This window comes from Parvibaculum lavamentivorans DS-1 (assembly GCF_000017565.1).
Taxonomy (GTDB): domain Bacteria; phylum Pseudomonadota; class Alphaproteobacteria; order Parvibaculales; family Parvibaculaceae; genus Parvibaculum; species Parvibaculum lavamentivorans.
Map to the genome: position 1 here is coordinate 1,672,834 of NC_009719.1, position 25,145 is coordinate 1,697,978.

A 25,145-nucleotide genomic window follows, 5' to 3' on the forward strand; every position below is an offset into this window, starting at 1 on the left:
GGATGAGGGAGTCCGTCCGGCGGCCGAGGAGTGCTTTCCGCCGTCAGTCGGCGGGCGCGCCTTGCATTTGCGCATGCGCCCTTTCCGGTTCGTCCAGTTCCTTCGGCGCGAGCAGAAGGTACATGGCGGGCGTCACCAGCCGGGACAGCACGGTCGAAGAGATGAGGCCGCCGATGATGACGAAGGCAAGCGGCGAATAGAGACCTGATCCCTCAAGCGCGAGCGCGGTCAGCCCGCCAATCGCTGTCATCGAGGTCAGCAGTACCGGCAGAAAGCGGATCTCGCCCGCCTGTTCGACCGCCTCCTTCAAGGGCACGCCCTGGCGGCGGAGCTGGTTCGTGAAATCGACCAGCAGGATCGAGCTTTTGATCTCTATGCCGATCAGCGCGATGAAGCCGATCACCGCGGTGAAGGACAGCGAATAGCCGGAGAGCCAGAGTCCCACCAGCCCGCCGACAATGCCGAGCGGGATGACGCCCGCCACCACGAGCGTCGTGCGGAACGAACGGAACTCCAGAATAAGCACGCCGAGAATGCCGAAGATCGCGATCAGGACGGCATTGGTAAGGCCGGAGAAGCCCTCTTGCCGTGCTTCGATCTCGCCGCCCGCACGGAAATCGTAGCCCGGCGGTTTTGGCAGCGAGGCGATGGCCTCGAAAACTTCGTTCGTCACTTTCTCGGTGTTGTAGCCGGTTCTGGTATAGGCCGTCACGGTGACGAGGCGCTGGCGGTCGAAACGGTCGATGCGGCCGGGGCTCGACTCGAGATAAGGGCTCGAGAGCTGGTTGAGCGGTATCGAGGCGCCGCTTGCCGTCGGTACGAAGACGTTCTGCAAGGCCTGAATCGCATGGTGCTCCTCGAGCGGTAGTCGCGCCACGATGGGAAATTCGTCGCCGTCCGCCTCACGAAAGGCGCCGACCGTTTCCCCGACAATGGCAAGGCGGACCGTGCGGTCGATCTCGCCCGGCGGCACGCCGAGCAGGCCAGCCTTCTCCGTGTTGAGCCCGAGATTATAGTCGGTCCGGTCCAAGCGGACGGGGTTCACCACATCGCGCGTGCCCTCCACGTCTTCCACGATGCGGCTCACATCGGCTGCGAGCTCCTTCAACACGCGCAGGTCGGGCCCGAAAATACGCACCGCAATCGGCGCTTCGATGGGCGGTCCGTTCTGAAAGACGCGCAGCACGATCTGGGCGCCGGGATATTTGTTGAATTCGGCGCGCAGCTCGTCCTGCAGGATCGGTGTCCTCTCCTGGTCGAATTCGGCCATCTGCGCGAAGGCTTCGGCCTTGTTGGCGCGCTGCTCGCGGGCGTTCTCGTTGTAGTAGATCTGCGGATTGGAGCGGCCGAGATTGGAGATGACCCAGTCTATTTCCGGCCGGGCGCGCAGCGTCTCGGTCACATAGTCGAGTACTTTTTTGGTTTCCTGAAGGCTCGTCCCCTGCGGCGTTTCGATCTGCACGAGGAACTGCCGGCTGTCGGCGGGCGGGAACAGGCTGAAGCCGATACGGGGCACAAGCGCCAGGCTTGTGACGCAGACAAGCATGGCGGCGAAGGTTGTCGCACGCGGCCAGCCGAGTGCGATGTGAAGAAGCGGCCGGTAGATCGTGTGAATGCCGCGCATCACAATGCGCAGAAAAATATTGCCCTCCGGGTGGGCCTTGTCGCTGAGGAGCCGGCTGGCGAGAAAGGGAATGATGGTCAGCGCGACAAGCAACGACGCCGAAACGGTGAAGAGAACGGAAACGGGCAGCGAGCGCGTGAACTTTCCGGCGCCGCCCGGCAGAAAGAGCAAGGGCAGGAAGGCGAGGATCAGCACCACCGTGCAGCCGACCACCGCAAGCGAGATTTGCGAAGTCGCGGCGATTGCCGCTTCATAGCGTTTCTTGCCTTCGCGCAAATGGCGCTCGATGTTCTCGACCACGACGATGGAATCGTCGACCAAAAGGCCGAGCGCGAGCACCAGCCCCGCAATCGATAGCTGGTTCAGCGAAAAGCCGAAGAAATCGAGCAGCGCCACGCCCATGGCAAGCGATAGCGGGATCGAAACCATCACGATACCGGCGGCGCGGAAGCCGAGCGGCAGCAGGGTAATGGCGACAAGGCTTACCGCGATGGCAAAATCGAGATAGAGGCGGCTCAGCCGGTGCGACACGGAGACCGTCTGGTCGAAGGCGCGTTCCATTCGTACATCCGCCGGCAGGTGCGGTTCGAATTCGTCCAGCACCTCGTAGATGCCATTGCGCACGTCGAAAACGTTCTGCGCTTCCTTCTGGTTCGCGGTCACGAAGACGGCGCGCTCGCCGTTGTACCAGCCGAGATAGGTTGCCTCTTCGGTCGCCCAGCTCACCTCGGCGACATCGCGCACCCGCACGATGTTGCCGCCAAAATAGCCGATCACCGTATTGCGAATATCCTCGATACTGTCATAGCCGCCAGCCGTCTTGAGGTTGAAGCGCCGGGCGCCGGCGTGAATGGGACCGCCGGGCAATTCGGAGGCGTCGGCGCCGACCGCGTTTGCCACCGCCGTCACGGGAATGCCGAGATTGGCGAGACGTCCGAAATTGATGGATACGCGCACTTCCGAACGCGGCAAGCCCCAGGCCTCGGCGTCGCGGACGCCGGGCACGCGGTAGATTTCATCGGTGAGATCGTCCGCGAGGTCTTCCAGCACGCGGTTCGGTGCCGTCTCCGAAACAAGCGCCACCTGTACGACATTGGTAAGCGACGTGCGGAACTTGTTGATGTCGAGGCGGCGGATACCTGCGGGAAGCGTCGGCCGGAGTGCGTTTATCTCGCGCACCACGTCGTCATACTTCTTGTCCGGATCGGTCGACCAGTCGAACTGCACCTGAATGATCGCGAGCCCGTCCTCGGCACGGCTCTTGATTTCGTCGAGATCGTCGAGCCGGTTTATCGCGTCCTCGATGGGCCGGATCACGAGCTTCTCGATATCGGCGGGGTCCGCGCCAGGCAAGGCCACGTTGACGATGGCGAAAGGCCCCTTCATATCGGGATCTTCGGCGCGCGGAATGGAATTGAAGGCGCTGAGGCCGACCGCTATCAACATGCCGAAGACGACAAGCGTGAATTGCCAGTTCCGGACGGAGAAGGCGCTGATGCTGCTGATGTTCATGGACGAGCGGCCTCGTCCTCGGACGCCGTTTCGGCACGTGCCGCTTTCAGGTCAGTCACCACGCGGACTTTCGCGCCTTCGCGTAAATAGGGCGCCCCCGCGCTCACCACCTGGTCGCCTGCCTTGAGGCCGTCCGTGACGATTACCTCGTCGCCGCTGATGCGGCCGATGCCGATGCGTTTCTGGCGCACCGTCATGCTTGGCCGGTCGAGCAGATAGACATTGGCGACCGCGCCATGCCCTTCAAGGATTGCGGTCGCCGGAACGGCGAGAGCCGCCGCATTTTCGTCCGCCGGTTCAATCTGCGCTACGCCGATGAAACCGCTCGCGGTGCCGGGCGGCGCGTTATCGAGCGCGATCTCGATTTCGAATGTCCCGGTGCGCGCCTCGCTTGCCGCACCAATGCGGCGGACGGTGCCGGCGAGCTTCTCGCCCGGAAAGGCGTCGAGCGTCACGGAGGCGCGGGCGTCGAGCTGGATGCGTGCCATGTCGCGGTCGGCAAGCCCCGCCTTCAATATGAAGCCGCCGCCGCCCTGGCTCACAGTCAGGATCGGCTGGCCGGGATTGACGATTTCGTTCGGCTCGGAAAGGCGCGACAGGACCACGCCGTCGGCGGGCGCCACGATCCTTGAAAGCGAGCGGTTGAAGTCGACGCGGCTGCGCTCGGCCAGCGCCAGGTCGTAGGCGGTCTGCGCGTCCTGCATGCGCTGTCGGCTCACAAAGCCATTTTCGAGGAGCGGCGCAATCCGGTCGACGTCGCGCTTCGCCTTGATGGCGGCGGCATTGGCGCGCCTCGCATCGGCATCGATCTCGCGCATGTCGAGTTCGGCCAATGTGTCGCCCTTGCGGACGATGTCGCCGGCATCGACGGCGATGGTCCGCACGAGCCCGGAAATCTTGAAGGAGAGGGCGGCTTCCCGGTCCGGCCGGACGAGGCCATAGGCGGTGACGAAGCCCGCTTCGGGAGCCGTCCGCACCTCCGCTACCAGGACGGGGATGGCCGTTTCCGCCTCGGCGGTTTGGCTGGCTTCCTCGCCGCATCCTGCAAGGGCAAAAGCCCCCAAAACCGCGACAAGTACAAAACGCGGAAACCCAGTCATCACAACCTCCCCAACTTACCGAACGGTGTTTATTTAGGGGGTTCTGATTGCTGGTCAAGGCCGGTGAACGGTGTTAATTAGCGGAAATGGCATCGAAAGACGCAAAAACCGTCAAAAGAGCTTCAGCGAAGGTCAACTCGCCCGCCAAAGCACAGCGGAAGCGTGCGTCGGCGGCGCGCCAGCGGCTCGCACCCGAAGAGCGGCGAAGACAGATCGTGGCGGCCGCCAAGTCGCTCTTCCTCGATGATGGAATCGATCATGTCTCCATGCGCAAGATCGCCCGCAAGGTCGGCATCACGCAGGCGGCGATCTACCAGCATTTCGAGAACAAGGAAGCGATCCTCTTCGTCATTATCGAAGACTTCTTCAGCGACCTCCTCCATGTTTTCGAGGTGGCGGTTTCTCAGGAAACGGAGCCTCTGGCGCAGCTTCGCCGCGCGATGCGCACCTATATCGATTTCGGCCTGTCGCGGACGGAGGAATACCGCCTCGTCTTCATGACGCCGATGTCCGGGCTGGTGCGTGCCGGCGTCGCCGTACCGCGCACCGAGGAAGCGAAGCTCACGCCCTCGAAAGGCTCGCTTGCCTTCGACATGCTGGATAGCTGCGTCCATCAGGTGGTCGAAGCGGGGGCGACACGCGATCTCGACCCGGATCTCGTCTCCGAGGCGATCTGGGCGGCGGGACACGGCATCGTCTCACTCCTCATCACGCATGAGCATTTTCCCTGGACCGACAGGGAAGCGCTGATCGATCTGGAGATCGGCCTCCTGCTGGAAGGATTGCTTCCCGCCGGAAGTCCCGCGCGCGGTGAAAACCAGGGCGGCGGCTCTTCCTGCCCATTCGGCGGCCCGCGCTGATCTTTACGCCGCGCTTTCTCGTTTTCATGACTTCGCGAACCCGGAAAGCCATTGCGCACGGCCTTGCTTGACTGTTTAGTCAATTTATGACTATTTAGTCAAATCAGCTTCGGGAGACGGCAATGGCGGGCAGGGCGGCGGCGAAAAAGACAGAGGATGCGGGATCGCGCCGCCGGGCACAGATGCGCTTCATTCTGGTCGAGGCCGCGATGCAGCTCTTCGCGCGGCAGGGCGTGGACGCGACCACGATCGACGAGATCGTCGATCTGGCGGGCGTCGCCAAAGGCACCTTCTACAATTACTTCACCGACCGGGCCGAGATCGCGCGCGCCGTCGCGTCGGGCATCCGGCATGAGCTGAACGCCGCCGTCGAAGAGCTCAATCGCGGCATCGACGATCCGGCGGAGCGCATCGCGCGCGGTGTCCGCCTGTTCATGGCCTGCGCCATGCAGAACCCGGTCAAGACAATGCTTCTCGCGCGTCTCTATGACAGCGGGTCCGGTCTCGACCGGCAGGGCAACGAGCATCTGCTGGGCGATATTCGCGATGGCATCGCCAAGGTCCGCATCCATGTACCGAGCGAGGAAGTGGCGCTTCATCTCGTCGTCGGCCTCGGCACCATCGCCATGCGGCATCTGCTCGACAATGTTGCGGGTCCGGAAATCCTGCGCGGGCAGGGCTATGCGCGCGACATCGCAACCGTGCTGCTGCGCGGCCTCGGCGTTGCCACGGCGGAGATCGAAGACATTCTCGCGCGGCCCTGTGACTTCAGCACCATCGGCTTCAAATAAAAGCCAGGAGGACATCATGATAAAAGTCACGGATATCGCCTATGTGCGCTTCCGCGCGCCGGATCTCGACGAGATGGAAAAATTTCTCGTCGAGTTCGGAATGGCGCGCGCCGCGCGCAGCGATACGCATCTTTATATGCGCGGCACCGACGCGCATCCCTTCGTTCACGAAACGGAGAAGGGCGAGCCCGGCTTTGTCGGCATTGCCTTCTATGCCGAAAGCGTCGCCGATCTCGAGAAGCTTGCTGGCGAGCATGGCCTTGCCGTTGAGGACAATCCGGCGCCGGGTGGCGGCAGGATCGTCCACTTCACCGATCCGGACGGGTTCCCGATCGATGTCGTTGCAGGCCAGGTCTCGCCGGAGAAGCTCCCCGTCGCCCGCAAGCTCGTCCATAATGATGGCGATGCGCGGGTGCGCGCCGGCGAACCGCTCCGCGTCGCGCCCGGCCCGTCGCAGGTCAAGCGCCTCGGCCACTGCGTCATCAACGTCACGGATTTCCGGACGAGCGAAGCCTGGTACAAATCCCGCTTCGGCCTCGTCACATCCGATGAAATCGAGCTTGCGCCCGGCGCGCCGCTCGGCGCCTTCATGCGTTGCGATCGCGGGCGCACCCATGTCGATCACCACACGCTTTTTCTCGTCGGCACCGGCCAGCCCGGTTTCAATCATGCCGCCTTCGAGGTCGCGCATTTCGACGACCTGATGGCCGGCCACAATCATCTCGAAAAAGCAGGCCGCCGTCACGAATGGGGCGTCGGCCGTCACATCCTGGGCAGCCAGATTTTCGACTACTGGCGCGATCCCTGGGGTCACACCGTCGAGCACTGGACAGATGGCGATCTCTTCAACAATGAGACGCCGCCACAAGTTCGCGGGCTCGGCGATTTGATGGGCAATCAATGGGGCCCCGAAGCCCCGCCCACGATGGGCAGCTAGAAACAATCCTGAGGGAGACATCCATGAAGCTCGCAACTTTCAGCGAAGGCGGCTCGGTGCGCATTGGCGTCGTTCGCGACGACGGTATCGTCGACCTTTCCAAAGCCGCGCCGGAGCTGCCGCGCGACATGAAATCGCTGATCGGCAATGAGGCGGCTCTCGCCCGCGCGCGGGAAGTGGCAAAGGGCGGTGCCGCCCTTCCGCTTTCGGCCGTGAAGCTCCTCGCGCCGATCCCCAATCCCGGCAAGGTTCTCGCCATCGGTCTCAACTACCGCGACCATGTCGAGGAATCCGGCCAGCCGATGCCCGAGCATCAGGTCTGGTTCAACAAGCAGCACAATTGCATCACCGGCCCCTATGCCGACATCGCGCTCCCTTCCGTTTCCGCCTTTCTCGATTACGAGGCGGAGATGTGTTTCGTCATCGGCAAGCGTTGCAAGCATGTGCCGAAGGAACGCGCGCATGAAGTGATTGCCGGCTATTTCGTCGGCGACGATGTCAGCGTGCGCGACTGGCAGCTCCGCACCAACACATGGCAGATCGGCAAGAGCTTCGACACGCATGGCCCCATCGGCCCGTGGATCGTGACGCCGGACGAAGTCGGCGATCCGCATGCGCTCGACATCAAATGCTGGGTCAATGGCGAGCTCCGGCAGAATTCCAACACGAAACATCTCATCTTCGATTGCTTCGACCAGATCGCGCATCTGACGCAGGCTTTCACGCTCGATATCGGCGATGTGATCTTCACCGGCACGTCGGGCGGTATCGGCGCGGCGATGAAGCCGATGCAACTCCTGAAGGAAGGCGATGTGGTGCGCGTCGAAGTCGAGAAGCTCGGCTACATCGAAAATCGCGTGGTGCCGGAAAAGGCCGAGACGATCATCGAGGCCGCTTAAAAAGTTCGATGGCAAAGGGGGAGCATAAAAATGCGTGAGGAAGCGGATGTTCTGATTGTCGGGCTCGGGCCGGTTGGTGCGGCGCTTGCCGTCTATCTCGGCAGCCGTGGCGTCTCCGTCATCGCCATCGAGCGCGACACCGGCGTCTATCCCTTGCCCCGCGCCGCGCATCTCGATCACGAAACCATGCGCCTCCTCCATCTCGCGGGCGGCGCGGAAGCCGTCTCAAAGGCGAGCCAGCCGCTCTCCACCTATGAGTTCCGCAATGGCGCGGGCGAGTTGCTGATGGGCTTCCGTCCCGAGGGCGATCTCGCGCCGACCGGCTGGCCCGCCTCCTCGATGTTTCACCAGCCGACGCTCGAGCATGCGCTTCGCGACCGTCTCGGCGGCATCTCCTGCGTCTCCGCCCGCCTCGGCCACGCGCTCTCGGCTTATGAGGAAAGCGGCGGCGGCATCGTCGCCACTGTTGCCGGGCCCGAGGGCGCTTACGAAGTCGCGGCCCGTTTCATTATCGGCTGCGACGGCGGCAACAGCATGGTGCGCCGCATCGCCGGTATCGCGCTTGACGATCTCGGCTTCGACGAACCATGGCTTGTCATCGACACGGTGCTGAAGAACGGCGTGACGCGCCTCTCCACCATCGGCATGCAGCATTGCGATCCCGCGCGCCCCGTCACCTCCATGCCGATGGCGCCGGGCCGTCACCGCTGGGAGTTCATGCTGATGCCGGGCGAGACGCCGGAAGAGGTATCCACCGACGCGAAACTCGCCGAGCTTGTAGCGCCCTTCGCCGATCCGGCCTCGCTCGATATAGAGCGCCGCGCCGTCTACCGCTTTCACGCGCTTATCGCGAAGACGTGGCGCAAGGGCCCCGTCCTTCTCGCGGGCGATGCGGCGCATCAGATGCCGCCTTTCATGGGGCAGGGGCTCTGCTCGGGCGTGCGTGATGCGGCGAACCTTGCCTGGAAGATCGAGGCCGTGCTGCGCGGCCGGGCCGAGACCGCATTGCTCGACAGCTACCAGCCGGAGCGCGAGCCGCATGTCCGCATGATCACCGGCATGGCCGTGATGATGGGGAAACTCGTCTGTACACAGAATGCGGAGGAAGCGGCCGCCCGCGACGCCGGCATGCTCGCCCAGCCGGAAGCCGCCCGGATGAACCCCATGATCGGGCTCGACGGGCTCAAATCCGGCGTCCTTGCCGGCGGCGGCAGTGTTTGCCCCGAGCCCGGCCATGAAAGCGGCCGCCGTCTCGACGACGAGGCGGGCTATGCCGCGCTTCTCATTACTCGCGACGCCTGCGCGGCCTCGCGCGCCTTTGGCGATGCCGGTGGCGCCGTTCTTCTCTCCGCCCTCCTGCCCGATGCCGAAGGCCGTCTCGCCGCCCTCATGCAGGGTGCGCCGGCTCTCCTCGTCCGGCCCGACCGCTATGTTTTCGGCGCGGGCGAGGCCCCGGCTCTGGTCGCCGCCTGGCAGGCCTATCTGGCAACCGGGCTCGCCGAGGCGCCCTCCGCCGCCGCCTGAATTCAGGTTTCCGGCTGAAAACCGCCATTCGGGGCTTTTCGGTGCATTTTCCCCGGAAGGCCCCTGCGTCAATTAATCCGCTCGCGACAAAATTAGGGTATTGACCCTAGATTTCATCGCCGCATGATAGGCTATCGGAAATTCGGCGACATAAAGAAGCGCCACGGAAGAAAGTCAGGGAAATGCCAGATACAGGAACGCTTACCAGGCCGGCTCCAGCCGCCTCGCAGCAGGTAGAACATTTCGATGTGCTGATCGTCGGTGCGGGCATCTCCGGCATCGGCTCGGCCTATCACCTCCAGCAGCAGTCGCCGGACAAGAGCTTCGTCATTCTCGAAACGATGGAGACCTTCGGCGGCACCTGGCACACGCATCGCTATCCGGGCATCCGTTCCGACAGCGACCTCTACACGTTCGGCTACCGCTTCAAGCCCTGGACGGGCGATCCCATCGCGTCGGCCGACAAGATTCTCAACTACATGAAGGAAGTGATCGAGGAGAACGATCTCGCCCGCCATATCCGCTACGGCCACAAGATCGTCTCCGCCGACTGGTCGAAGGAAGACGCGCTCTGGACCGTCCGCGCCGTGCGCGCCGATACCGGCGAGGAGCTTCGCTTCACCACCAACTTCCTCTGGATGTGCCAGGGCTATTACCGCCACGATCAGGGCTACACGCCCGAATGGCCGGACATGGACAAGTTCAACGGCAGGATCGTCCATCCGCAGACCTGGCCGGAAGACCTCGACCTCAAGGGCAAGAAGGTCATCGTCATCGGGTCGGGTGCCACGGCGGCAACCGTCGTTCCCGCCATCGCCGGCGACTGCGAACATGTGACGCTCCTGCAGCGCACGCCGACCTATTTCATTCCCGGCCGTAACGAGAACGAACTCGCGAACCGTTTGCGCGAGTTGCAGATCGACGAGAACTGGATTCACGAAATCACCCGCAAGGAAATCCTGCACAATCAGGATCTGTTCACGCGCCGCTCCTTCGAGGAACCGGAAGTGGTCCGCAAGGAACTGCTCGACGCGGTGAAGCTCTTCCTGCCGGAAGACTTCGTGGAGAAGCATTTCACACCGAGCTATCGCCCCTGGCGCCAGCGCATCGCCTTCGTGCCGGATGGCGACATCTTTCAGGGCATCGCGTCGGGCAAGGCCTCCGTCGAGACGGACGAGATCGAACGCTTCACCGAAAAGGGCATCCTGCTCAAATCCGGCAAGGAGCTTGAAGCCGATATCATCATCACGGCGACGGGCTTCCACCTGTCGGTGCTCGGCGACATCGCCTTCAGCAAGGATGGCGAGCCGATCGACTTCGCCGACACGGTCACATGGCGCGGCATGATGTTCACCGGCGTGCCGAACATGGCCTGGGTCTTCGGCTATTTCCGCGCAAGCTGGACGCTCCGCGTCGACCTCATGGGCGATTTCGTCTGCCGCCTGCTGAACCATATGAGCAGCCATCAGGCGAAATCGGTCACGATCGAAATTCCGGAAGCGGACAAGGACATGAAGCGCCTGCCCTGGATCGATCCGGAAAACTTCAATCCGGGCTATCTCATGCGCAGCATGCATCTCCTGCCGAAGCGCGGCGACAAATATGAGTGGCAGCACACGCAGGACTACTGGCGCGAAAAGGACGAGCTGCCGCAGATCGACCTCGACGGCCCGGAATTCGTTTACGAATAAGCGTGGGCTTCACGGCAAATAAAAAGGCGGCTCGCAGGAGCCGCCTTTTTTATTTCCGGTGCGGCTCGCCACCCCAACGATGTCATCCCGGCGAAAGCCGGGACCCATGGGCCTTACCTCATTCACCGAATATTACCGTTTTACCGATGATGTCGAGGTGCGGCAGGTGCTGCACGGGAGAGCTTCGATGCGAGCATTCGGGAAAGCGATTCTTTACGTCGCTATTGCGATTCTGGTCGTGGTGGCGACCTATCGCTTGTTCTATCCCAAGTACTTCTTCAATTACCGGATGACTGTGGAAGTCGAGGTCGACGGCGAGGTGCGCCAAGCCTCAAACGTTTTCGGTGTCTATTGGGAGAAAACGCCCACATTCCTTTCCGTCGGCACGCATCAACGTCGCGCCTTCGGTCAGGCCCTCTTAGTCGATCTCGAAGAGCATGGATGCATTCTGATTCCCGTCAACACGAACACCAATGTGCCGGGTGAAAGCACCAGCGTTATTCCGTTTCTCGTCTTCCTCGCAGACGAGCCGCCGGCCTATCGCGGTCCGCCGCATACAGCCGACCGTGTCCGGAAGACCATGCGGTCACGCGGGCGGGTCAAGTTGAGGGAAGATATTCTTCCCCAATTCATATGGTTGCCGGACAAAAATGATTACGCTTCCGCAAGAGTTCTCAGTGCAGAAGAATTTTCAAAGGCAATTGGATCTGCTGTGCAACTCCGGGGCGTGTGGATCGAGATCACAAAAGATTCCGTTACCTACGGTCTGGAAAAGAAGTTGCCGTGGTTGAACGAAATGTATCCGCCGGCGACCACGCACGTTATGCGCCTTCCAGGCGCCCCCGCTTTCTACTGGGTGCCTTATGCTTTGTGGCGGGAGAAGAGTGACTTGTAAGGTAAGATTTTGAAAACAAAAAGGCGGCCTCAACGGGCCGCCTTTTTCAATGTTTCGTCATTGCGAGCGAAGCGAAGCAATCCAGGATCCGCTTGCTCAGGCGCCTGCCGCTCTGGATTGCTTCGTCGCTTCGCTCCTCGCAATGACGATGAGAGAGAAAACCCTCAAGCCGCCTTGCGCTTCATCGAATACCTGATCGGCAGCCGCTTCAGTCCGCTCACAAAACTCGCTTCCACCCAGGCCGGGTCGCCCGCGAGTTCGATATGGTCGAGCCGCGCCAGCAGTTCCTTGTAGAGCGCGCGGATTTCCATTTTCGCGAGGTGCTGGCCGAGGCAGAGATGGGCGCCATAGCCGAAGGCGAGGTGCTTGTTCGGTGAGCGTTCGATCTTGAACGAGAAGGGATCGTCGAAGGCTTCCTCGTCGCGATTGGCGGACCAGTAGCACATCAGCAGATTGTCGCCCGCCTTGATCTTCTGCCCGCGCAGTTCGTAATCCACCGCAGCCGTGCGGAAGAAATGCTTCACCGGCGTCGTCCAGCGGATCATCTCGTCGATGGCGCCGCCGAGCAGCCCTTCGGGGTTCGCTTTCAGCTTCGCAAATTCCTCCGGGTTCTGCATCAGCGCGAGAAGCCCGCCCGCCGCTGTCGAGCTTGTCGTGTCGTGGCCGGCGGTGGCGACGATGATGTAATAGGAGATCGCCTCCAGATGGCCGATGGGCTCACCGTCGATGGTCGCGTTTGCGATCACGCTTGCCACGTCGTCCTTCGGGTTCTTGCGGCGGTCCTCGGTCATCGCGGTAAAGTAGTTGAAGAATTCCGTCACCGTATTCACCGTTTCGGTCGCGTCCGGCCGTTTCATGTCGGGATCGGTCGAACCGAACAGTTCCTGCGTCAGCTTCAGCATGATCGGCTCGTCTTCCGCCGGCACGCCGAGCACCGTCATGATGACGCGCAGCGGATACCAGACCGCGACGTCGGAGACGAAATCGCATTCGCCGCCCTTTGCTTCCAGCCGGTCGATATATTTCTCGGCCAGCGCCTCGACGCGCGCCGAAATCGCCTTCAGGTTGGGCGGCATGAACCAGGCCTGCGTCAGCCCGCGATAATTGCGGTGGTCGGGATTGTCCATGTCGACCAGCGAGCGGATCAGCTTTGAATTGCCGCCGGTGAATTTCTTCACCTCTTCCTCGACCTCGATCGTCTGCAGCGTCAGGCGCGGATCGTTGAGGAATTTGTCGTTCTGCCGTTCCACTTCCATGATGTCGGCATGTTTGGAAACGGTCCAGAAGGGGCGGAAGCCGTCCGGCTCCGTCCAGCGCACCGGCTCTTCCTTGCGGAGCTGTGTGAACAGCCTGTGGAACTCATCCACATGCGCATAGGTCTTCGGATTGACGATCGCATTGTCGATGGTTTTGTCCGTCATTGCCTTCTCTCCCTCCGCCCTTTTCCGGGGCTCCGTTCGTTCCGCGCGCCGCACTGTCGAAATCCGGTCAGCCCGGGTGCCGGGCAATGCCGCCGTGACGTTGCGTAAACCGCTAAATTGTTGCGGCACAAGGCTTTCTCATAACATTGGGCAGAGTTTCGGCGGCTTGCAAGCGGATGTTTCCGGCTGGACAAGAGGCCGCCCATGTACAAGATGTGCGCCAGACGCATTGCAAAATGACCGTTGAATCCTAACGTGTATATACATAGAAACTGTCTATACGCATGAACAAGTCGCGGCGCCGCCCTTCGCGTGCGCCGGTCCAGCACAGGGAGACTGACAATGGCTGAAGCCTATATCGTCGCCGCCGCGCGCACTGCGGGCGGCCGCAAAGGCGGCAAACTGAAGGATTGGCACCCGGCCGATATGGGCGGCAAGGTCATCGACGAGCTGGTGAAGCGCACAGGCGCCGATCCCGAGCTCATCGAGGACGTCATTGTCGGCTGCGTCGACCAGGCGGGCGAGCAGGGCATGAACATCGCGCGCAACGCGGTGCTCGCGTCCGGCCTTCCGGAGAGCGTTCCGGCAACCTCCGTCGACCGCCAGTGCGGTTCCTCGCAGCAGGCGCTTCATTTTGGCGCGCAAGCCGTCATGTCGGGCGCGATGGATGTCGTCATCGCGGCGGGCATCGAAAGCATGACGCGTGTGCCGATGGGCATGCCGATCTCGCTCCCCTTCAAGAACGGTTTCGGCATCTACAAGAGCCCGAACATCGAGGAGCGTTATCCGAACATCCAGTTCAGCCAGTTCGCCGGTGCTGAAATGATGGCCAAGAAATACGGCCTCACCAAGGACCAGCTCGACGAGTTTGCCTATAACAGCCACCAGAAGGCGATTGCGGCCACCCAGGCCGGTCTCTTCGACGAGGAAATCGTGCCGCTCGAAATTGCGCTCGAGGACGGCTCGAAGGACATGCACAAGGTCGACGAAGGCATTCGCTTCGACGCCAATCTCGAAGCGATCAAGAATGTGAAGCTCCTCGTCGAAGGCGGCGCCATCACGGCCGCTTCCTCCTCGCAGATCTGCGACGGCGCGTCCGGCGTCATGATCGTCAACGAAAAGGGCCTGAAGGCGCTCGGCGTCGAGCCGCTCGCCCGTATCCACCACATGACGGTGGTCGGCGGCGATCCGGTCATCATGCTCGAGGCGCCGATCCCCGGCACCGAGAAGGCGCTGAAAAAGGCCGGCATGAAGATCGAGGATATCGATCTTTATGAAGTGAACGAGGCCTTCGCTTCCGTCCCCGCCGCCTGGCTCCAGGTGCTCGGTGCGGACCCGGCCCGGCTCAACGTCAATGGCGGCGCCATCTCGCTCGGCCATCCGCTCGGCGCTTCCGGCACCAAGCTCATGACGACGCTCGTCCACGCGCTGAAGAACAAGAAAAAGCGCTACGGCCTGCAGACCATGTGCGAAGGCGGCGGCCTCGCCAATGTCACGATTGTCGAGCGTCTCTGATATCTTTGGTCTGAAAATACGGGCGGTGCAGCGATGCGCCGCCTCTTTTTTATCCGCCCTCCGCGCCCGTCTTCCCTATACTGAGCAGGCCATACCGATCAGGCCAGCGGGGAGCCGCGCCGATGTCGAAACCACATGAGCACGCAGGCGGAGAGCGTCACCATTGCGCGCTTTGCCCGCCGGGAGAGCATCGCGGCGGGCTCGTGCCCTTCGCCGCCATTCACGAGCCCGTTCTCGATCTCGTTCGGGCCGACCATCCGGACCTGCCGGCCGAGGGTTTTCTCTGCCACCGCCATCTCGACCATTACCGCGACCTCTATGTCCGCCGCGCCATCGAGGCGGACAAGGGCCAACTCGACGAGCTGGAAAAGGAAGTCCTCCGGAGCCTGGAGGAGAACGACATCCTCGCAGAGAATGCCGAGGAGGTTTTCGAGGGAACGCGCACGGTCGGCGAAAGATTGTCGGACGTCATTGCGGATTTCGGCGGCAGCTGGCGTTTCATCCTCTTTTTCGGGGCGGTCCTGTTCGGCTGGATCGGGCTCAATCTCGCCGGGCTCTTCGCCGATCCGTTCGATCCCTATCCTTTCATCCTGCTCAATCTCGTGCTTTCCTGCCTCGCCGCCATCCAGGCGCCGAAAAACTCGACCACCTGCTGATCCATCAGTGGCAGCGCCTCATGGAGATCCAGCAGATACAGGTCGAATTGATGAATGAAATCGCCCGCTATGGCGATCGCGGGAGAGACAGATGAGCGGCAAGGCACAGAGGTTTGTCCCGAAAGTGCCGGAAAACCGGCGATATTCGCCCCCCTGCCTTTCGCCGCGACTCTGTTAGACTGGGTCCAAATCCCGGCGCTCAGACAGGGACCGATGACGAGCCTATGAAAATGCCAAGCCTATGAAGATGAAAGAACTGGAGGCCGCGACCGGAATCGGCCGTGAGACCATCCGCTACTATATTCGCGAGGGCCTGTTGCCCGAGCCGGTACGGCCGAAGCGCAATGTCGCGGCTTACGGGCGCGAGCATGTGAAGCGCATCAATCTCATCCGCCGCCTGCAGCAGGAGCGCCATTTGCCGCTCTCCGTCATCAAGGTCATCGTCAATTCCGAGATGGGTGAGCCGGCGCAGGGCTTCGAGGCGCTGATCGGCCTTGAGGTTGCGATGGGACCGCTTCTCTCGGACGGACGCAACCTTGCGCCGCAAAAACTCGCCGACGTCGCGAAGGCAACGCGGCTTACGGTCGACGAGATTCGCAAATTCGCCGGAATAGGTCTCATCCATATCGAGACCCGCGACGGTGGCGAGTGGCTCAACCAGCGCAATGTCCGCATCATGGAAATCATCGCGCAGACAAGGGCAGACGGCTTCACGCCCGATATCGGCTACACCGTCGAGAGCTATGAAATCTATCCGCAGATGATCGAGCTGCTCGCGCGCCGCGCCGTGGTCGGCTTCTATTCGCGCCTCGGCGACAAGCTCGACCAGCCCGCCGCCGCCAAGCTCGCCGTCAACGGCATCCGTACGCTGAGCGAAATGGTGCCGCTCATGCTGATCGACAAGATCGTCCGCGATGTCGAAAAGATCAGTGCCAGCGGCGTTCTGCCGACGGCGGAAGAGGACGTTTGAGCGCCTCTTACCCCAGCACCAGCGTGTCGCTCTTGCGCCAGTAGACCCAGTATTCCTCGCCGGCGGTGAAGATGATTTCCTCGATGTCGCTGGAGACGTTCGAGATGTCGGCCTGCAAGGGCTGCGGCAGTCCGATGTCGAAGAAGACGTTGCTGTAGCTGCCGAAATAGGCCACTTCGCCGACCTTGCCCTTCACCGCGATGACGGCGGGGTCCGTCGGCTGCGTATCGGCGACGAAAATCTTTTCCGGCCGGACAGCGAGCGCCACCTTCCCCGTTGCCGTGCCCGCCAGCGTTACATCGCCGATGACGGGCGCCGTCACCTTCACCTGGCCGTCGCCTGCCGCCACCGCGTCGCCTTCGATCATGTTGATCTTGCCGATGAAGTCGGCGACGAAGCGGTTGGCCGGCATTTCATAAAGCGTCGTCGGCGGCGCCACCTGCTGCACGGTGCCGGCATTCATCACCGCAATGCGGTTCGCCATCGACAAGGCTTCCGACTGGTCATGCGTCACGATGACGAAGGTGATGCCGACGGTCTTTTGCAGGCGCACCAGTTCGAGCTGCATCGCCTCGCGCAGCTTCGCGTCGAGCGCGGAGAGGGGTTCGTCGAGCAGCAGCACCGAAGGCCGCTTCACCAGCGCGCGGGCCAGCGCGACGCGCTGGCGCTGGCCGCCCGACATTTCGTCCGGCATGCGCTTGCCATAGCCGCCGAGCTTCACGAGGTCGAGAGCCTCCGCCACCCGTTCCTTGATCTCCTTCGCGGGCCGCCGGTCCATCTTCAATCCATAGGCCACGTTCTGCTCCACCGACATATGCGGGAAAACCGCATAGGACTGGAACACCATGTTGATGGGCCGGTTGTTCGGCTGCACCTTCGACATGTCCTGCCCGTCGACGATCACCTGGCCATGGGTCGGCACCTCGAAGCCCGCCAGCATGCGGAGCAGCGTGGTCTTGCCGCAGCCGGAGGGCCCGAGCAGCGCGAAGAATTCGCCGCGACCCACTTCGAGGTTCACCTCGTCCACCGCCTTGACGGTGCCGCCAAAGACCTTGCTCACGTTCTTGATCTGGATGATGGGCTGGTCCGTCATGATCTGGTCTCTGGCTCTGGAATTCTGGCTGCGGGTTCAGACGGGGAAGGCGGCTAGTGGCCGCTGCTCCCCAGCATGTTGTTGCGGTTCTGCATGCGGAGCGCGAAGGCGGTGACGACGAGCGTCAGCAGGATCAGCACCGTCGAGGCGGCGTTCACCTCCGGCGTCACCGAGAAGCGCACCATGGAATAGATCTTCACCGGGAAGGTCACCGTGTCGGGGCCGGCGGTGAAGAAGGTGATGACGAAGTCGTCGAGCGACAGCGTGAAGGCGAGCAGCGCGCCGGCGATGAGGCCCGGCTTCATGTGCGGCACCACGATGTCGCGGAAGACGCGGTATTCGTTCGCGCCGAGGTCGCGGGCGCATTCGGCCAGTTCCCGGTTGAAACTTTCCAGCCGCGCCCGGATGACGATGGCCGCAAAGGGGAACGAGAAGGCGATATGCGCGATGGTGATGGCGGACAGGTTGAGCGGCCAGGGCATGCCGGACGGCCAGCCGATCCGCGCGAAGAACACCATCATCGCGACGCCCATGCAGATTTCGGGAATGACGATCGGCAGCGCCATGCCGCCTTCATAGATCGCCTTGCCGGGAAAGCGGTAGCGCCACAGCACATAGGCGGTCAGCGCGCCGAGCAAGGTCGAGAAGAAGGTCGTGAAGAGCGCGATGGTCAGCGAGTTGCCGAAGGCGAGCATCAGCCCGTCATTGTTGAACAGCTTCACATAATAGTCGGTCGTGAAGCCGCGCCAGACGACGTTGCGGCGGCTGTCGTTGAAGCTGAAGGCGATGAGGCCGATGATCGGCGCATAAAGGAAGAACAGCGTGAGGCCGACGATGGCGCGCAGCCAGAAGCGCCGCGCATAATCGAGCGGGCCGATGGGGTCGGGGTTGCGGCGGAAGATGTTCATCGCTTGTCTCCCCGTCCTTCTTTCCTCATCAGCACGGCGCGAATGGCCAGCGCGAAGAAGGTCGCATACATGAGAAGGAAGCTCAGCGCCGCGCCGAAGGGCCAGTTATTGGCCTGCTTGAACTGGCTCGCGATCACGTTGGCGATCATGTAGCTGTCCGTCCCGCCGAGCAGGTCGGGCGTGAGATAGGAGCCCATGGCCGGAATGAAGGTGATGACGATGCCGCTCGCGATGCCCGGCAGCGCCAGCGGCACGACGATGGAAAAGAAGGTGCGTGTGTGCCCGGCGCCGAGATCGAGGCTCGCCTCGAGATAGGAGCGGTCGAGCCGGTCGAGCGCGGCATAGAGCGGCAGCACCATGAAGGGCAGGCTCACATAGACAAGGCCGAAAATAACGGCGGTGTTGTTGTAGAGCAGCTTCAGCGGCGTGAAGGGGCCGATGATGGTGTTGTCGCCAAGGCCGATGAAGGAGAGCGCCCAGTCCGCGTTCACCACGATCCATTCAAGCCCGTTATTGATGAAGCCGTTGGTGCGCAGCACCGCGATCAGCGCATAGGTGCGGATCAGCAGGTTGGTCCAGAAGGGCAGGATGACGAGCAGCAGCAGCCACATCCGCATCTGCGGCTTTGAAAAGACGATGGCGATGGCGACGGGAAAGGAAACGACGAGGCAGATGAAGGTCGTTGCCGCCGCCATCCATATCGACTTCCAGAAAATGCCGAGATAGAGCGGCTCAAGCGCGCGGGCATATTGCTGGAGATTCCAGTCCAGCGTGATGTCGAGAATGCCGGTCTTGGAGCTGAAGCTGTAAAGCCAGATCAGCGACAGCGGAAGGATGAAGAAAGCGGCAAGCCAGAATGTAGGTGGCGCAAAGGCCACCCAGAAGGCGCGCGCTGAGTTCTTCCAGTTTTCCATGCAGGCCAAGCCCCCCCGAAGGGCAAACGAACAAGCGTAGCGAACAAAGGCACAAGGCAAGACCGGGACGGCGCGGCGCCTCCGCCTTTCCGCCGGTCTCCCTTTCCGCTTCCGCCATCAGAAAAGCACAATGGCGGAAAAGGAAAAAGAGAGAAGAAAGAAAAAGGCGGGCAATTTCCTGCCCGCCTTTCCGGTTCCGCCTATGCGGCGTTGATCTTGGTGCAGAGTGCCTCGCGCATCTGCGTCACCTCTTCGCCCAGATAGCTCGCCACTTCGGAGACGGCCACCACATCTTCCGGCGGGAAGGTCACTTCGCTCGTCTGGTACTCTTCCGGCATCAGGTCGAAGCCGGCCTTGTTCGGCGTCGCGAACTGGATGTAGTCCGTGATGAGCTGGTTCGGCTCGGGCGAGTGGATGTAGTTGATGAAGGCGTGCGCGTTTTCGGGATGCGGCGCGCTGGCGGGGATCGCCAGAACGTCTTCCCAGATGATGCCGCCTTCCTTCGGGACGACATAGCCGATGTCGTCATCCTCGGACATCAGCTGCGCGATGTCGCCGCTATACTCCATCGTGACGTCGACTTCGCCGGCGGCGAGCAGGTCCTGGCCGTTATCCTCGGCAAAGGCCTTGATCTTCCCCTTCTGCTTGATGATGAGTTCGGCGGCCGCTTCGTTCTCGGCCTTGTCGGTCGAGTTCAGCGAATAGCCGAGATATTTCAGCGCGCAGCCGATCATGGTGCCGCAATCGGACAAGAGCGCGCTGCGGCCCGCATATTCGTCGCTGTCGTAAAGCGCGCCCCAGCTGTCCGGCACCGCGCTTACTTTCGACTTGCGATAGCCGATGCCCACCGTGCCCCACATATAGGGCAGGGAGTATTTGCGGCCCGGATCGAAAGGTTCGTCCATGAAGCGCGGATAGATATTCTTGATGTTCGGGATCTTGGAATGATCGAGTTCCTGCAGCATGCCCGCCTGGATCATGCGCTGCACCCAGTCGTTCGACGGCACGATCACGTCGTAGCCGGGATTGCCGCCGCGCATCTTGGCGAAAAGCTCCGACACGTCGGCGAAAAGGTCCATCGTCACTTCGATGCCCGTCTCGGCCTTGAAGTCGTCCAGCGTCGTCTCGCCGATATAGGTGTCCCAGTTGGCGAAAGTCAGCTTCTTCTCTTCGGCCGCGGAAACGAATTTCGGCATCGCGGTGATGCTCAGGCCGACAGCGGCGGCTCCCGTCATGAACTGCCGGCGCGATAGCGCCCCCAGCAGTCCGGCCATGCCTCTTTTACGGTTCATTGAATTCTGTCCTCCGTTTTAGATGTATGTGCCCCGCCCCCTGCCAGAGGTCGTACGGCCGAGAGATCGTCAGTGTTCATTGGTTTTTACGTCAGCGCAAGCGAAGGGGCCGCCTGCGGGGGCTCCGGCGTCGAAAATTTTAAACGGAACGGTGCAGACTGGCCAGCGGGCCGATGTGCGATGCAAAAAATTCGGGCAGCCTGCTTCCGCATGGGCCGGAACAGGCGCCCGATTGCCTCTCCGGCGGTCTTTCGGGGTTCCGGGCGGCGGGTTCCGCGATCCTCATTTTTCCAAGCCTCGTTGCCGCCGCCGCGCTAGACTGCCGCCATGACCATATCCTCCGAAGCCGAACTGGAAGGCCTCCGCGCCATCGGCCGCATCGTGGCCGAGGTGCTGAAGGCGATGGGCGCCGCCCTCGAGCCGGGCATGACGACGCGCGAGCTCGACGATCTCGGCCGCGCCCTGCTCGAGCGCGAGGGCGCGCGCTCCGCGCCGGAACTTGCCTATGGCTTTCCGGGCGCCACCTGTATCAGCGTCAATGAGCAGATCGCGCATGGCATTCCGGGTGAGCGCATCATCCGCGCCGGCGATCTCGTCAACATAGATGTCTCGGCGGAGAAGGGCGGTTTCTTCGGCGACACCGGCGCGAGCTTCGCCGTGCCGCCCGTCCGTACACAGATCGAAAATCTCTGCCGCGACGGCAGGAAGGCCATGTGGGAAGGCATCCGTGCCGTCCGTCCCGGCGCGAAGCTCAACATGATCGGCGAGCGCATCGAGAGCTTCGCCGAAAAACGCGGCTACTCCCTCATCCGCAACCTTGCCAGCCACGGCATCGGCCGCTCCCTCCATGAGGAGCCCGAAGCCATCTCCACCTGGCGCGACCCCTCCGACCGCCGCCGCATGGATGAAGGCCTCGTCTTCACCATCGAACCCTTCCTCTCGATGGGCGGCGACTACGCCGCGGAGGCAGCCGACGGCTGGACCCTCCTCGCCGACCCCGTTGCGCCGACGGTGCAATATGAGCACTCGCTGGTGGTGACAAAAAACGGCCCGGTGATCTTGACGCTGGCGTGATGCTTTGTAGTTGGAGCAGAGAGGCGACATAGTTTCCCTCTCCCCTCGGGGAGAGGGAGGGAGCGGCCTAAAGGCCGCGGAAGGGTGAGGGGGAGCCGCAAATTGAAGCGCCAGAATATTCCCCGCGCCCGCCAGCTGCGTGTCGACGCGACAGACGCCGAAGCCCGCCTCTGGCTGCACCTCCGCAATCGCATGCTGGGCGGCTTCAGGTTCCGCCGACAGTTCTCCGTCGGCCCCTATATCGCCGATTTTGTCTGCGCCGAACGCAAGTTGATCGTCGAACTCGATGGAAGTCAGCATGCGGACAATCCTGCCGATGAACGCCGCACGCGTTTTCTTGAGTTGCGCGGCTACCGCGTCATCCGCTTCTGGAATCCCGACGTGCTCGCGAATACGGAAGGCGTGCTTGAGATGATCCTCCTCGAACTGCAGAAGGCCCCTCACCCTTCCCGTTGACCCGGCTCCGCCATCCTTGCGGCTCCCCCTCACCCTTCCGCCGTCTGACGACGGCTCCCTCCCTCTCCCCGAGGGGAGAGGGTAAGAAAAGGCGACGAACGTCTCCCTCTCCCCTTGGGGAGAGGGGTGAGAGGCATCTTGGAAAAGGTCCGGTGGACCTTTTCTAGCCTCGAACGCCCGCCGAAGGCGGGAAGGGTGAGGGGGAGCGGCAACCGCCACCCTCACCCCCTTCCTCCCAACGCCTCCAGCCGGTCAAGCAGCGCCTCGAACTGCACGGGCGGCACGGCGTAGAACTCCACCCGGTTGTGCGAGAGGACGGCGAGCGTGTCGCCTTTCGCGTCGCCGAGATGGCGGACGGGGTTCTTGCGGAAGTCGGTTACGGAAATGGTGCGGCGGGCGCGCATTTCAGAAAGCATGGGCGGTCTCCTCCAGAGGTAAGCGGAAGGAGACGGCGGCTTACCGCTTTGGCGGTTTCGTACATCCGTGCGTATCGCGGCCGTCTTCCGTTTTCGTCTTCTAATGGCGCCGCGCGTGCCGGGGACAAGTCAGCTGCGGTCGCTCCGGCACCCTCCAAAATTCTCCATGACAGTTTCGTGACAGTTCGATGACGGTCGGCTCTTTTTCCGCACCCCTTGACATGTGAGCCTCCTTCTCTTAAATGAGAATAAGTCGCAAGAGCGGCTTTGGAAGGTTCAGGATCATGCGCGACATATTGAAGACCATCAGCTACGGCTCGCTCCACTTTTCGGTGGGTTTCGGCGTCGTCTATCTGCTGACCGGCGAGGTCACGATCGCGGCGGGCGTCGCGCTGATCGAGCCTGCGGTCAACACGGTGGTCTTTTATTTCCATGAAAAGGCATGGGCGCGATTTCCGGCCAAGGCCTTGAAAGGGTTCGGTTTTCCGGGGCGCCGGCAGGGCCCGCTCCAGGCCGCCTGAGGCTCAGCGCCAGGCCCAGACGGGCTGCTCCATATGGGCGACGCGGGTCGCGCGTCCGGCCAGTCCCACCTCGGCGAACTGATGCAGCACCGCCGCCGTCGGCGCATGGACATGGCTTTCGCCGAGCAGCAGGCGGATCACCGGCCGCTCGCTTTCCGGGATGGTGAGAAAGAGGGGCGAGCCCTCGCGCTCGAGCTCCGAGAGCGGGAAGGGATGGATCGACGCCACCTCGTCGGCATTGGGCGCCATCGCGGCAAGGTCCGCCGCCCAGACCACGACAGGGGTGATGAGATAGCCGGAGCGCGTCGGATAATCGTCAAGCATTCCAAGGACTTCGGACGGCGGAAGGTCGAGCGCCACCTCCTCGCGCAGCTCCCGCAGCGCCGCCTCCACGGGGCCCTCGCCCTCATCGAGCCGGCCGCCCGGCAGCGCCCATTGGCCGGCATGGGAGGTCAGTTTCGCCACCCGCCGCGTCAGCAGAAAGCCCGCCTTCTCCTCATGCGGCACCACGGCGATCGCCACCGCCGCGCGTTTCAATGCGCCCTGATGCAGCGCCTCGCGGGGGAAGAGATCGAGCCGCGTCCTGATCGCGGTTCTGAGGGCATTGTCGAAAAAATAGCTCATGCCGTTTCCTAGCATGAGAGGCGGGGCGGCGGCGCCTCTTCATGCCGGTGTTTAAGATAACGTCCTCCCGCCATCCAGCCTCCGTGCGGCGTGCGCCATTAAATGCCGATGTTCAAGCTATTCATGGAGATAGCGCCTTGCGCGCCGCTCTTTCCGGGGGCGGCGGATGCTTAGGATAATAGACGCTGGTCCTCGATTGGACAGGCCGCTCGTCTTGGAGACGTCTCGCGCCCGCGTTACACTTTTCGCAGTTTCCCTCCCCCTCACGAGGCCCCTATGCGCATCGGCGTTCCCAAGGAAATCAAGATCCATGAATACCGCGTCGGCATGACGCCGCCCGCCGTCCGCGAGGCCGTGCATCACGGTCACGAGGTTCTGGTGCAGAAGGGCGCGGGCTTCGGCATCGGGCTTTTCGACGAGCAATATGTGGCCGCCGGCGCGCGGATCGCCGATACGGCAGCCGAGATTTTCGCCGCCGCCGACATGATCGTGAAGGTGAAGGAGCCGCAGACGGCCGAGTGGAAAATGCTGCGGGAGGGCCAGATTCTCTTCACTTATCTGCATCTCGCGCCGGACCCTGAGCAGGCGCGCGGCCTGCTGGATTCGGGCTGCGTCGCCATCGCCTATGAGACGGTGACGGACAGCCGCGGCGGGCTTCCCCTTCTCGCGCCGATGTCGGAAGTGGCGGGCCGCATGTCGATCCAGGCCGGCGCCCATTGCCTCGAGATCGCTCAAGGGGGACGCGGCATGTTGCTCGGCGGCGTTCCGGGCGTTCCCGCCGCCAAGGTCGTCATTCTCGGCGGCGGCGTGTCGGGCACCAATGCGGCGCGCATGGCGATGGGCCTCGAAGCCCATGTCACCGTCATCGACCTCAACCTGCATCGCCTCTACGAGCTCGACATGCAATTCGGTCCAAGCCTCAACACCATCTATTCGACGGTCGATGCGATCGAGGAAAGCGTGCTGGGCGCGGATCTCGTCATCGGCGCCGTGCTTGTTCCCGGTGCCGCCGCGCCGAAGCTCGTCACGGAAGATATGGTGAAGCGGATGAAAAAGGGCTCGGTCCTTGTCGATATCGCCATCGACCAGGGCGGCTGCTTCGCCACTTCCCACGCGACCACCCATGCCGACCCGACCTATGTGATGCATGATGTGGTTCACTATTGCGTCGCGAACATGCCGGGTGCCGTCGCCCGCACCTCCACCTTCGCCCTCAACAACGCCACGCTGCCCTTCACGCTGGCGCTCGCCGACAAGGGCTACAAGGAGGCGCTGCTCGGCAATCCGCATCTCATGGCCGGTCTCAACATCCACAAGGGTCAGCTCACCTACAAGGCGGTCTCCGACGCCTTGGGGGTCGATTACCGCGACGCGAAGACCGTTTTGGCGGCCTGATTAACCCGCTGATTTTGTTGTATATTTTCTCGTTTCGTACAATTTTCTGTGCCAAAT

23 protein-coding genes are annotated in these 25,145 nt (G+C 62.5%); 14 read left to right on the forward strand and 9 right to left on the reverse strand.

From position 1 onward, the window contains the following. Positions 1 to 43: 43 nt before the first annotated feature. Entirely contained in the window at positions 44 to 3,136 is a 3,093-nt protein-coding gene (locus PLAV_RS07775; protein WP_012110440.1) for an efflux RND transporter permease subunit, read from the reverse strand. Then, the gene (locus tag PLAV_RS07780) at positions 3,133 to 4,236 is read right to left on the reverse strand and encodes an efflux RND transporter periplasmic adaptor subunit (protein ID WP_012110441.1); all 1,104 of its coding nucleotides are present in this window, start codon (positions 4,234 to 4,236) and stop codon (positions 3,133 to 3,135) included. Before PLAV_RS07780 ends, PLAV_RS07775 begins: the two co-directional genes overlap by 4 nt. 215 nt (positions 4,237 to 4,451) lie before the next feature. Here PLAV_RS07780 and PLAV_RS07785 point away from each other — a divergent pair, with 215 nt between their 5' ends. From PLAV_RS07785 to PLAV_RS07815, 7 genes are all read left to right on the forward strand, one after another. After that, positions 4,452 to 5,096 (forward strand): TetR/AcrR family transcriptional regulator, encoded by a 645-nt coding sequence (locus tag PLAV_RS07785; RefSeq protein WP_168713181.1) that lies wholly within the window; start codon positions 4,452 to 4,454, stop codon positions 5,094 to 5,096. Positions 5,097 to 5,218: 122 nt separating this feature from the next. Then, positions 5,219 to 5,887, forward strand: a complete 669-nt coding sequence (locus PLAV_RS07790) for a TetR/AcrR family transcriptional regulator (protein ID WP_012110445.1) — start codon at positions 5,219 to 5,221, stop codon at positions 5,885 to 5,887. Between the two features lie 16 nt (positions 5,888 to 5,903). Beyond that, positions 5,904 to 6,824, forward strand: a complete 921-nt coding sequence (locus PLAV_RS07795) for a VOC family protein (RefSeq protein ID WP_012110446.1) — start codon at positions 5,904 to 5,906, stop codon at positions 6,822 to 6,824. 23 nt (positions 6,825 to 6,847) lie between these two features. Next, positions 6,848 to 7,723 (forward strand): fumarylacetoacetate hydrolase family protein, encoded by an 876-nt coding sequence (locus PLAV_RS07800; protein WP_012110447.1) that lies wholly within the window; start codon positions 6,848 to 6,850, stop codon positions 7,721 to 7,723. Positions 7,724 to 7,753: 30 nt separating this feature from the next. Further along, complete coding sequence (gene mhpA / locus PLAV_RS07805; protein ID WP_012110448.1) at positions 7,754 to 9,247, forward strand: bifunctional 3-(3-hydroxy-phenyl)propionate/3-hydroxycinnamic acid hydroxylase MhpA; 1,494 nt, start codon at positions 7,754 to 7,756, stop codon at positions 9,245 to 9,247. A gap of 182 nt (positions 9,248 to 9,429) precedes the next feature. Further along, positions 9,430 to 10,938 (forward strand): flavin-containing monooxygenase, encoded by a 1,509-nt coding sequence (locus tag PLAV_RS07810; RefSeq protein ID WP_012110449.1) that lies wholly within the window; start codon positions 9,430 to 9,432, stop codon positions 10,936 to 10,938. A gap of 106 nt (positions 10,939 to 11,044) precedes the next feature. Continuing rightward, positions 11,045 to 11,833, forward strand: a complete 789-nt coding sequence (locus PLAV_RS07815; RefSeq protein WP_041535908.1) for a hypothetical protein — start codon at positions 11,045 to 11,047, stop codon at positions 11,831 to 11,833. Between the two features lie 164 nt (positions 11,834 to 11,997). Here PLAV_RS07815 and PLAV_RS07820 read toward each other — a convergent pair whose 3' ends face one another. Continuing rightward, a complete protein-coding gene (locus PLAV_RS07820; protein ID WP_012110451.1) occupies positions 11,998 to 13,254 on the reverse strand; it encodes a cytochrome P450 in 1,257 nt (418 codons plus the stop codon). A 342-nt stretch (positions 13,255 to 13,596) separates the two neighbouring features. On the opposite strand from PLAV_RS07820, the gene PLAV_RS07825 reads away from it, so the two are divergent. From PLAV_RS07825 to PLAV_RS18840, 3 genes are all read left to right on the forward strand, one after another. Then, complete coding sequence (locus PLAV_RS07825) at positions 13,597 to 14,769, forward strand: acetyl-CoA C-acetyltransferase (RefSeq protein WP_012110452.1); 1,173 nt, start codon at positions 13,597 to 13,599, stop codon at positions 14,767 to 14,769. 122 nt (positions 14,770 to 14,891) lie between these two features. After that, complete coding sequence (locus PLAV_RS07830) at positions 14,892 to 15,425, forward strand: DUF1003 domain-containing protein (protein WP_012110453.1); 534 nt, start codon at positions 14,892 to 14,894, stop codon at positions 15,423 to 15,425. Positions 15,426 to 15,666: 241 nt separating this feature from the next. Continuing rightward, positions 15,667 to 16,395, forward strand: a complete 729-nt coding sequence (locus tag PLAV_RS18840) for a MerR family transcriptional regulator (RefSeq protein ID WP_012110454.1) — start codon at positions 15,667 to 15,669, stop codon at positions 16,393 to 16,395. A gap of 7 nt (positions 16,396 to 16,402) precedes the next feature. On the opposite strand, the gene PLAV_RS07840 is transcribed toward PLAV_RS18840, so the two are convergent. From PLAV_RS07840 to PLAV_RS07855, 4 genes are all read right to left on the reverse strand, one after another. Beyond that, positions 16,403 to 17,488, reverse strand: a complete 1,086-nt coding sequence (locus PLAV_RS07840) for an ABC transporter ATP-binding protein (protein WP_012110455.1) — start codon at positions 17,486 to 17,488, stop codon at positions 16,403 to 16,405. A gap of 53 nt (positions 17,489 to 17,541) precedes the next feature. Next, complete coding sequence (locus PLAV_RS07845; protein WP_012110456.1) at positions 17,542 to 18,396, reverse strand: ABC transporter permease; 855 nt, start codon at positions 18,394 to 18,396, stop codon at positions 17,542 to 17,544. Further along, entirely contained in the window at positions 18,393 to 19,310 is a 918-nt protein-coding gene (locus PLAV_RS07850) for an ABC transporter permease (protein ID WP_012110457.1), read from the reverse strand. The genes PLAV_RS07845 and PLAV_RS07850 overlap by 4 nt, the downstream gene beginning before the upstream one ends. A gap of 200 nt (positions 19,311 to 19,510) precedes the next feature. Next, positions 19,511 to 20,602: an ABC transporter substrate-binding protein gene (locus PLAV_RS07855; protein WP_012110458.1), complete on the reverse strand. Its 1,092-nt coding sequence runs from the start codon at positions 20,600 to 20,602 to the stop codon at positions 19,511 to 19,513. A gap of 327 nt (positions 20,603 to 20,929) precedes the next feature. On the opposite strand from PLAV_RS07855, the gene map reads away from it, so the two are divergent. Both map and PLAV_RS07865 read left to right on the forward strand, forming a co-directional pair. After that, the gene (map, locus tag PLAV_RS07860; protein ID WP_012110459.1) at positions 20,930 to 21,676 is read left to right on the forward strand and encodes a type I methionyl aminopeptidase; all 747 of its coding nucleotides are present in this window, start codon (positions 20,930 to 20,932) and stop codon (positions 21,674 to 21,676) included. 102 nt (positions 21,677 to 21,778) lie between these two features. Then, positions 21,779 to 22,132: an endonuclease domain-containing protein gene (locus tag PLAV_RS07865; protein WP_012110460.1), complete on the forward strand. Its 354-nt coding sequence runs from the start codon at positions 21,779 to 21,781 to the stop codon at positions 22,130 to 22,132. 221 nt (positions 22,133 to 22,353) lie between these two features. Here PLAV_RS07865 and PLAV_RS07870 read toward each other — a convergent pair whose 3' ends face one another. Then, positions 22,354 to 22,548: a type II toxin-antitoxin system Phd/YefM family antitoxin gene (locus PLAV_RS07870; protein WP_012110461.1), complete on the reverse strand. Its 195-nt coding sequence runs from the start codon at positions 22,546 to 22,548 to the stop codon at positions 22,354 to 22,356. Positions 22,549 to 22,832: 284 nt separating this feature from the next. Between PLAV_RS07870 and PLAV_RS07875 the strand changes: the two genes are divergently transcribed. Then, positions 22,833 to 23,069 (forward strand): DUF2061 domain-containing protein, encoded by a 237-nt coding sequence (locus PLAV_RS07875; RefSeq protein WP_041535909.1) that lies wholly within the window; start codon positions 22,833 to 22,835, stop codon positions 23,067 to 23,069. 3 nt (positions 23,070 to 23,072) lie between these two features. Here the strand turns inward: PLAV_RS07875 and PLAV_RS07880 are convergent, their stop codons facing one another. Beyond that, the gene (locus tag PLAV_RS07880; protein WP_012110463.1) at positions 23,073 to 23,693 is read right to left on the reverse strand and encodes an NUDIX hydrolase; all 621 of its coding nucleotides are present in this window, start codon (positions 23,691 to 23,693) and stop codon (positions 23,073 to 23,075) included. Positions 23,694 to 23,969: 276 nt separating this feature from the next. Here PLAV_RS07880 and ald point away from each other — a divergent pair, with 276 nt between their 5' ends. Further along, positions 23,970 to 25,088 (forward strand): alanine dehydrogenase, encoded by a 1,119-nt coding sequence (gene ald, locus PLAV_RS07885; protein WP_012110464.1) that lies wholly within the window; start codon positions 23,970 to 23,972, stop codon positions 25,086 to 25,088. Positions 25,089 to 25,145 lie beyond the last annotated feature (57 nt).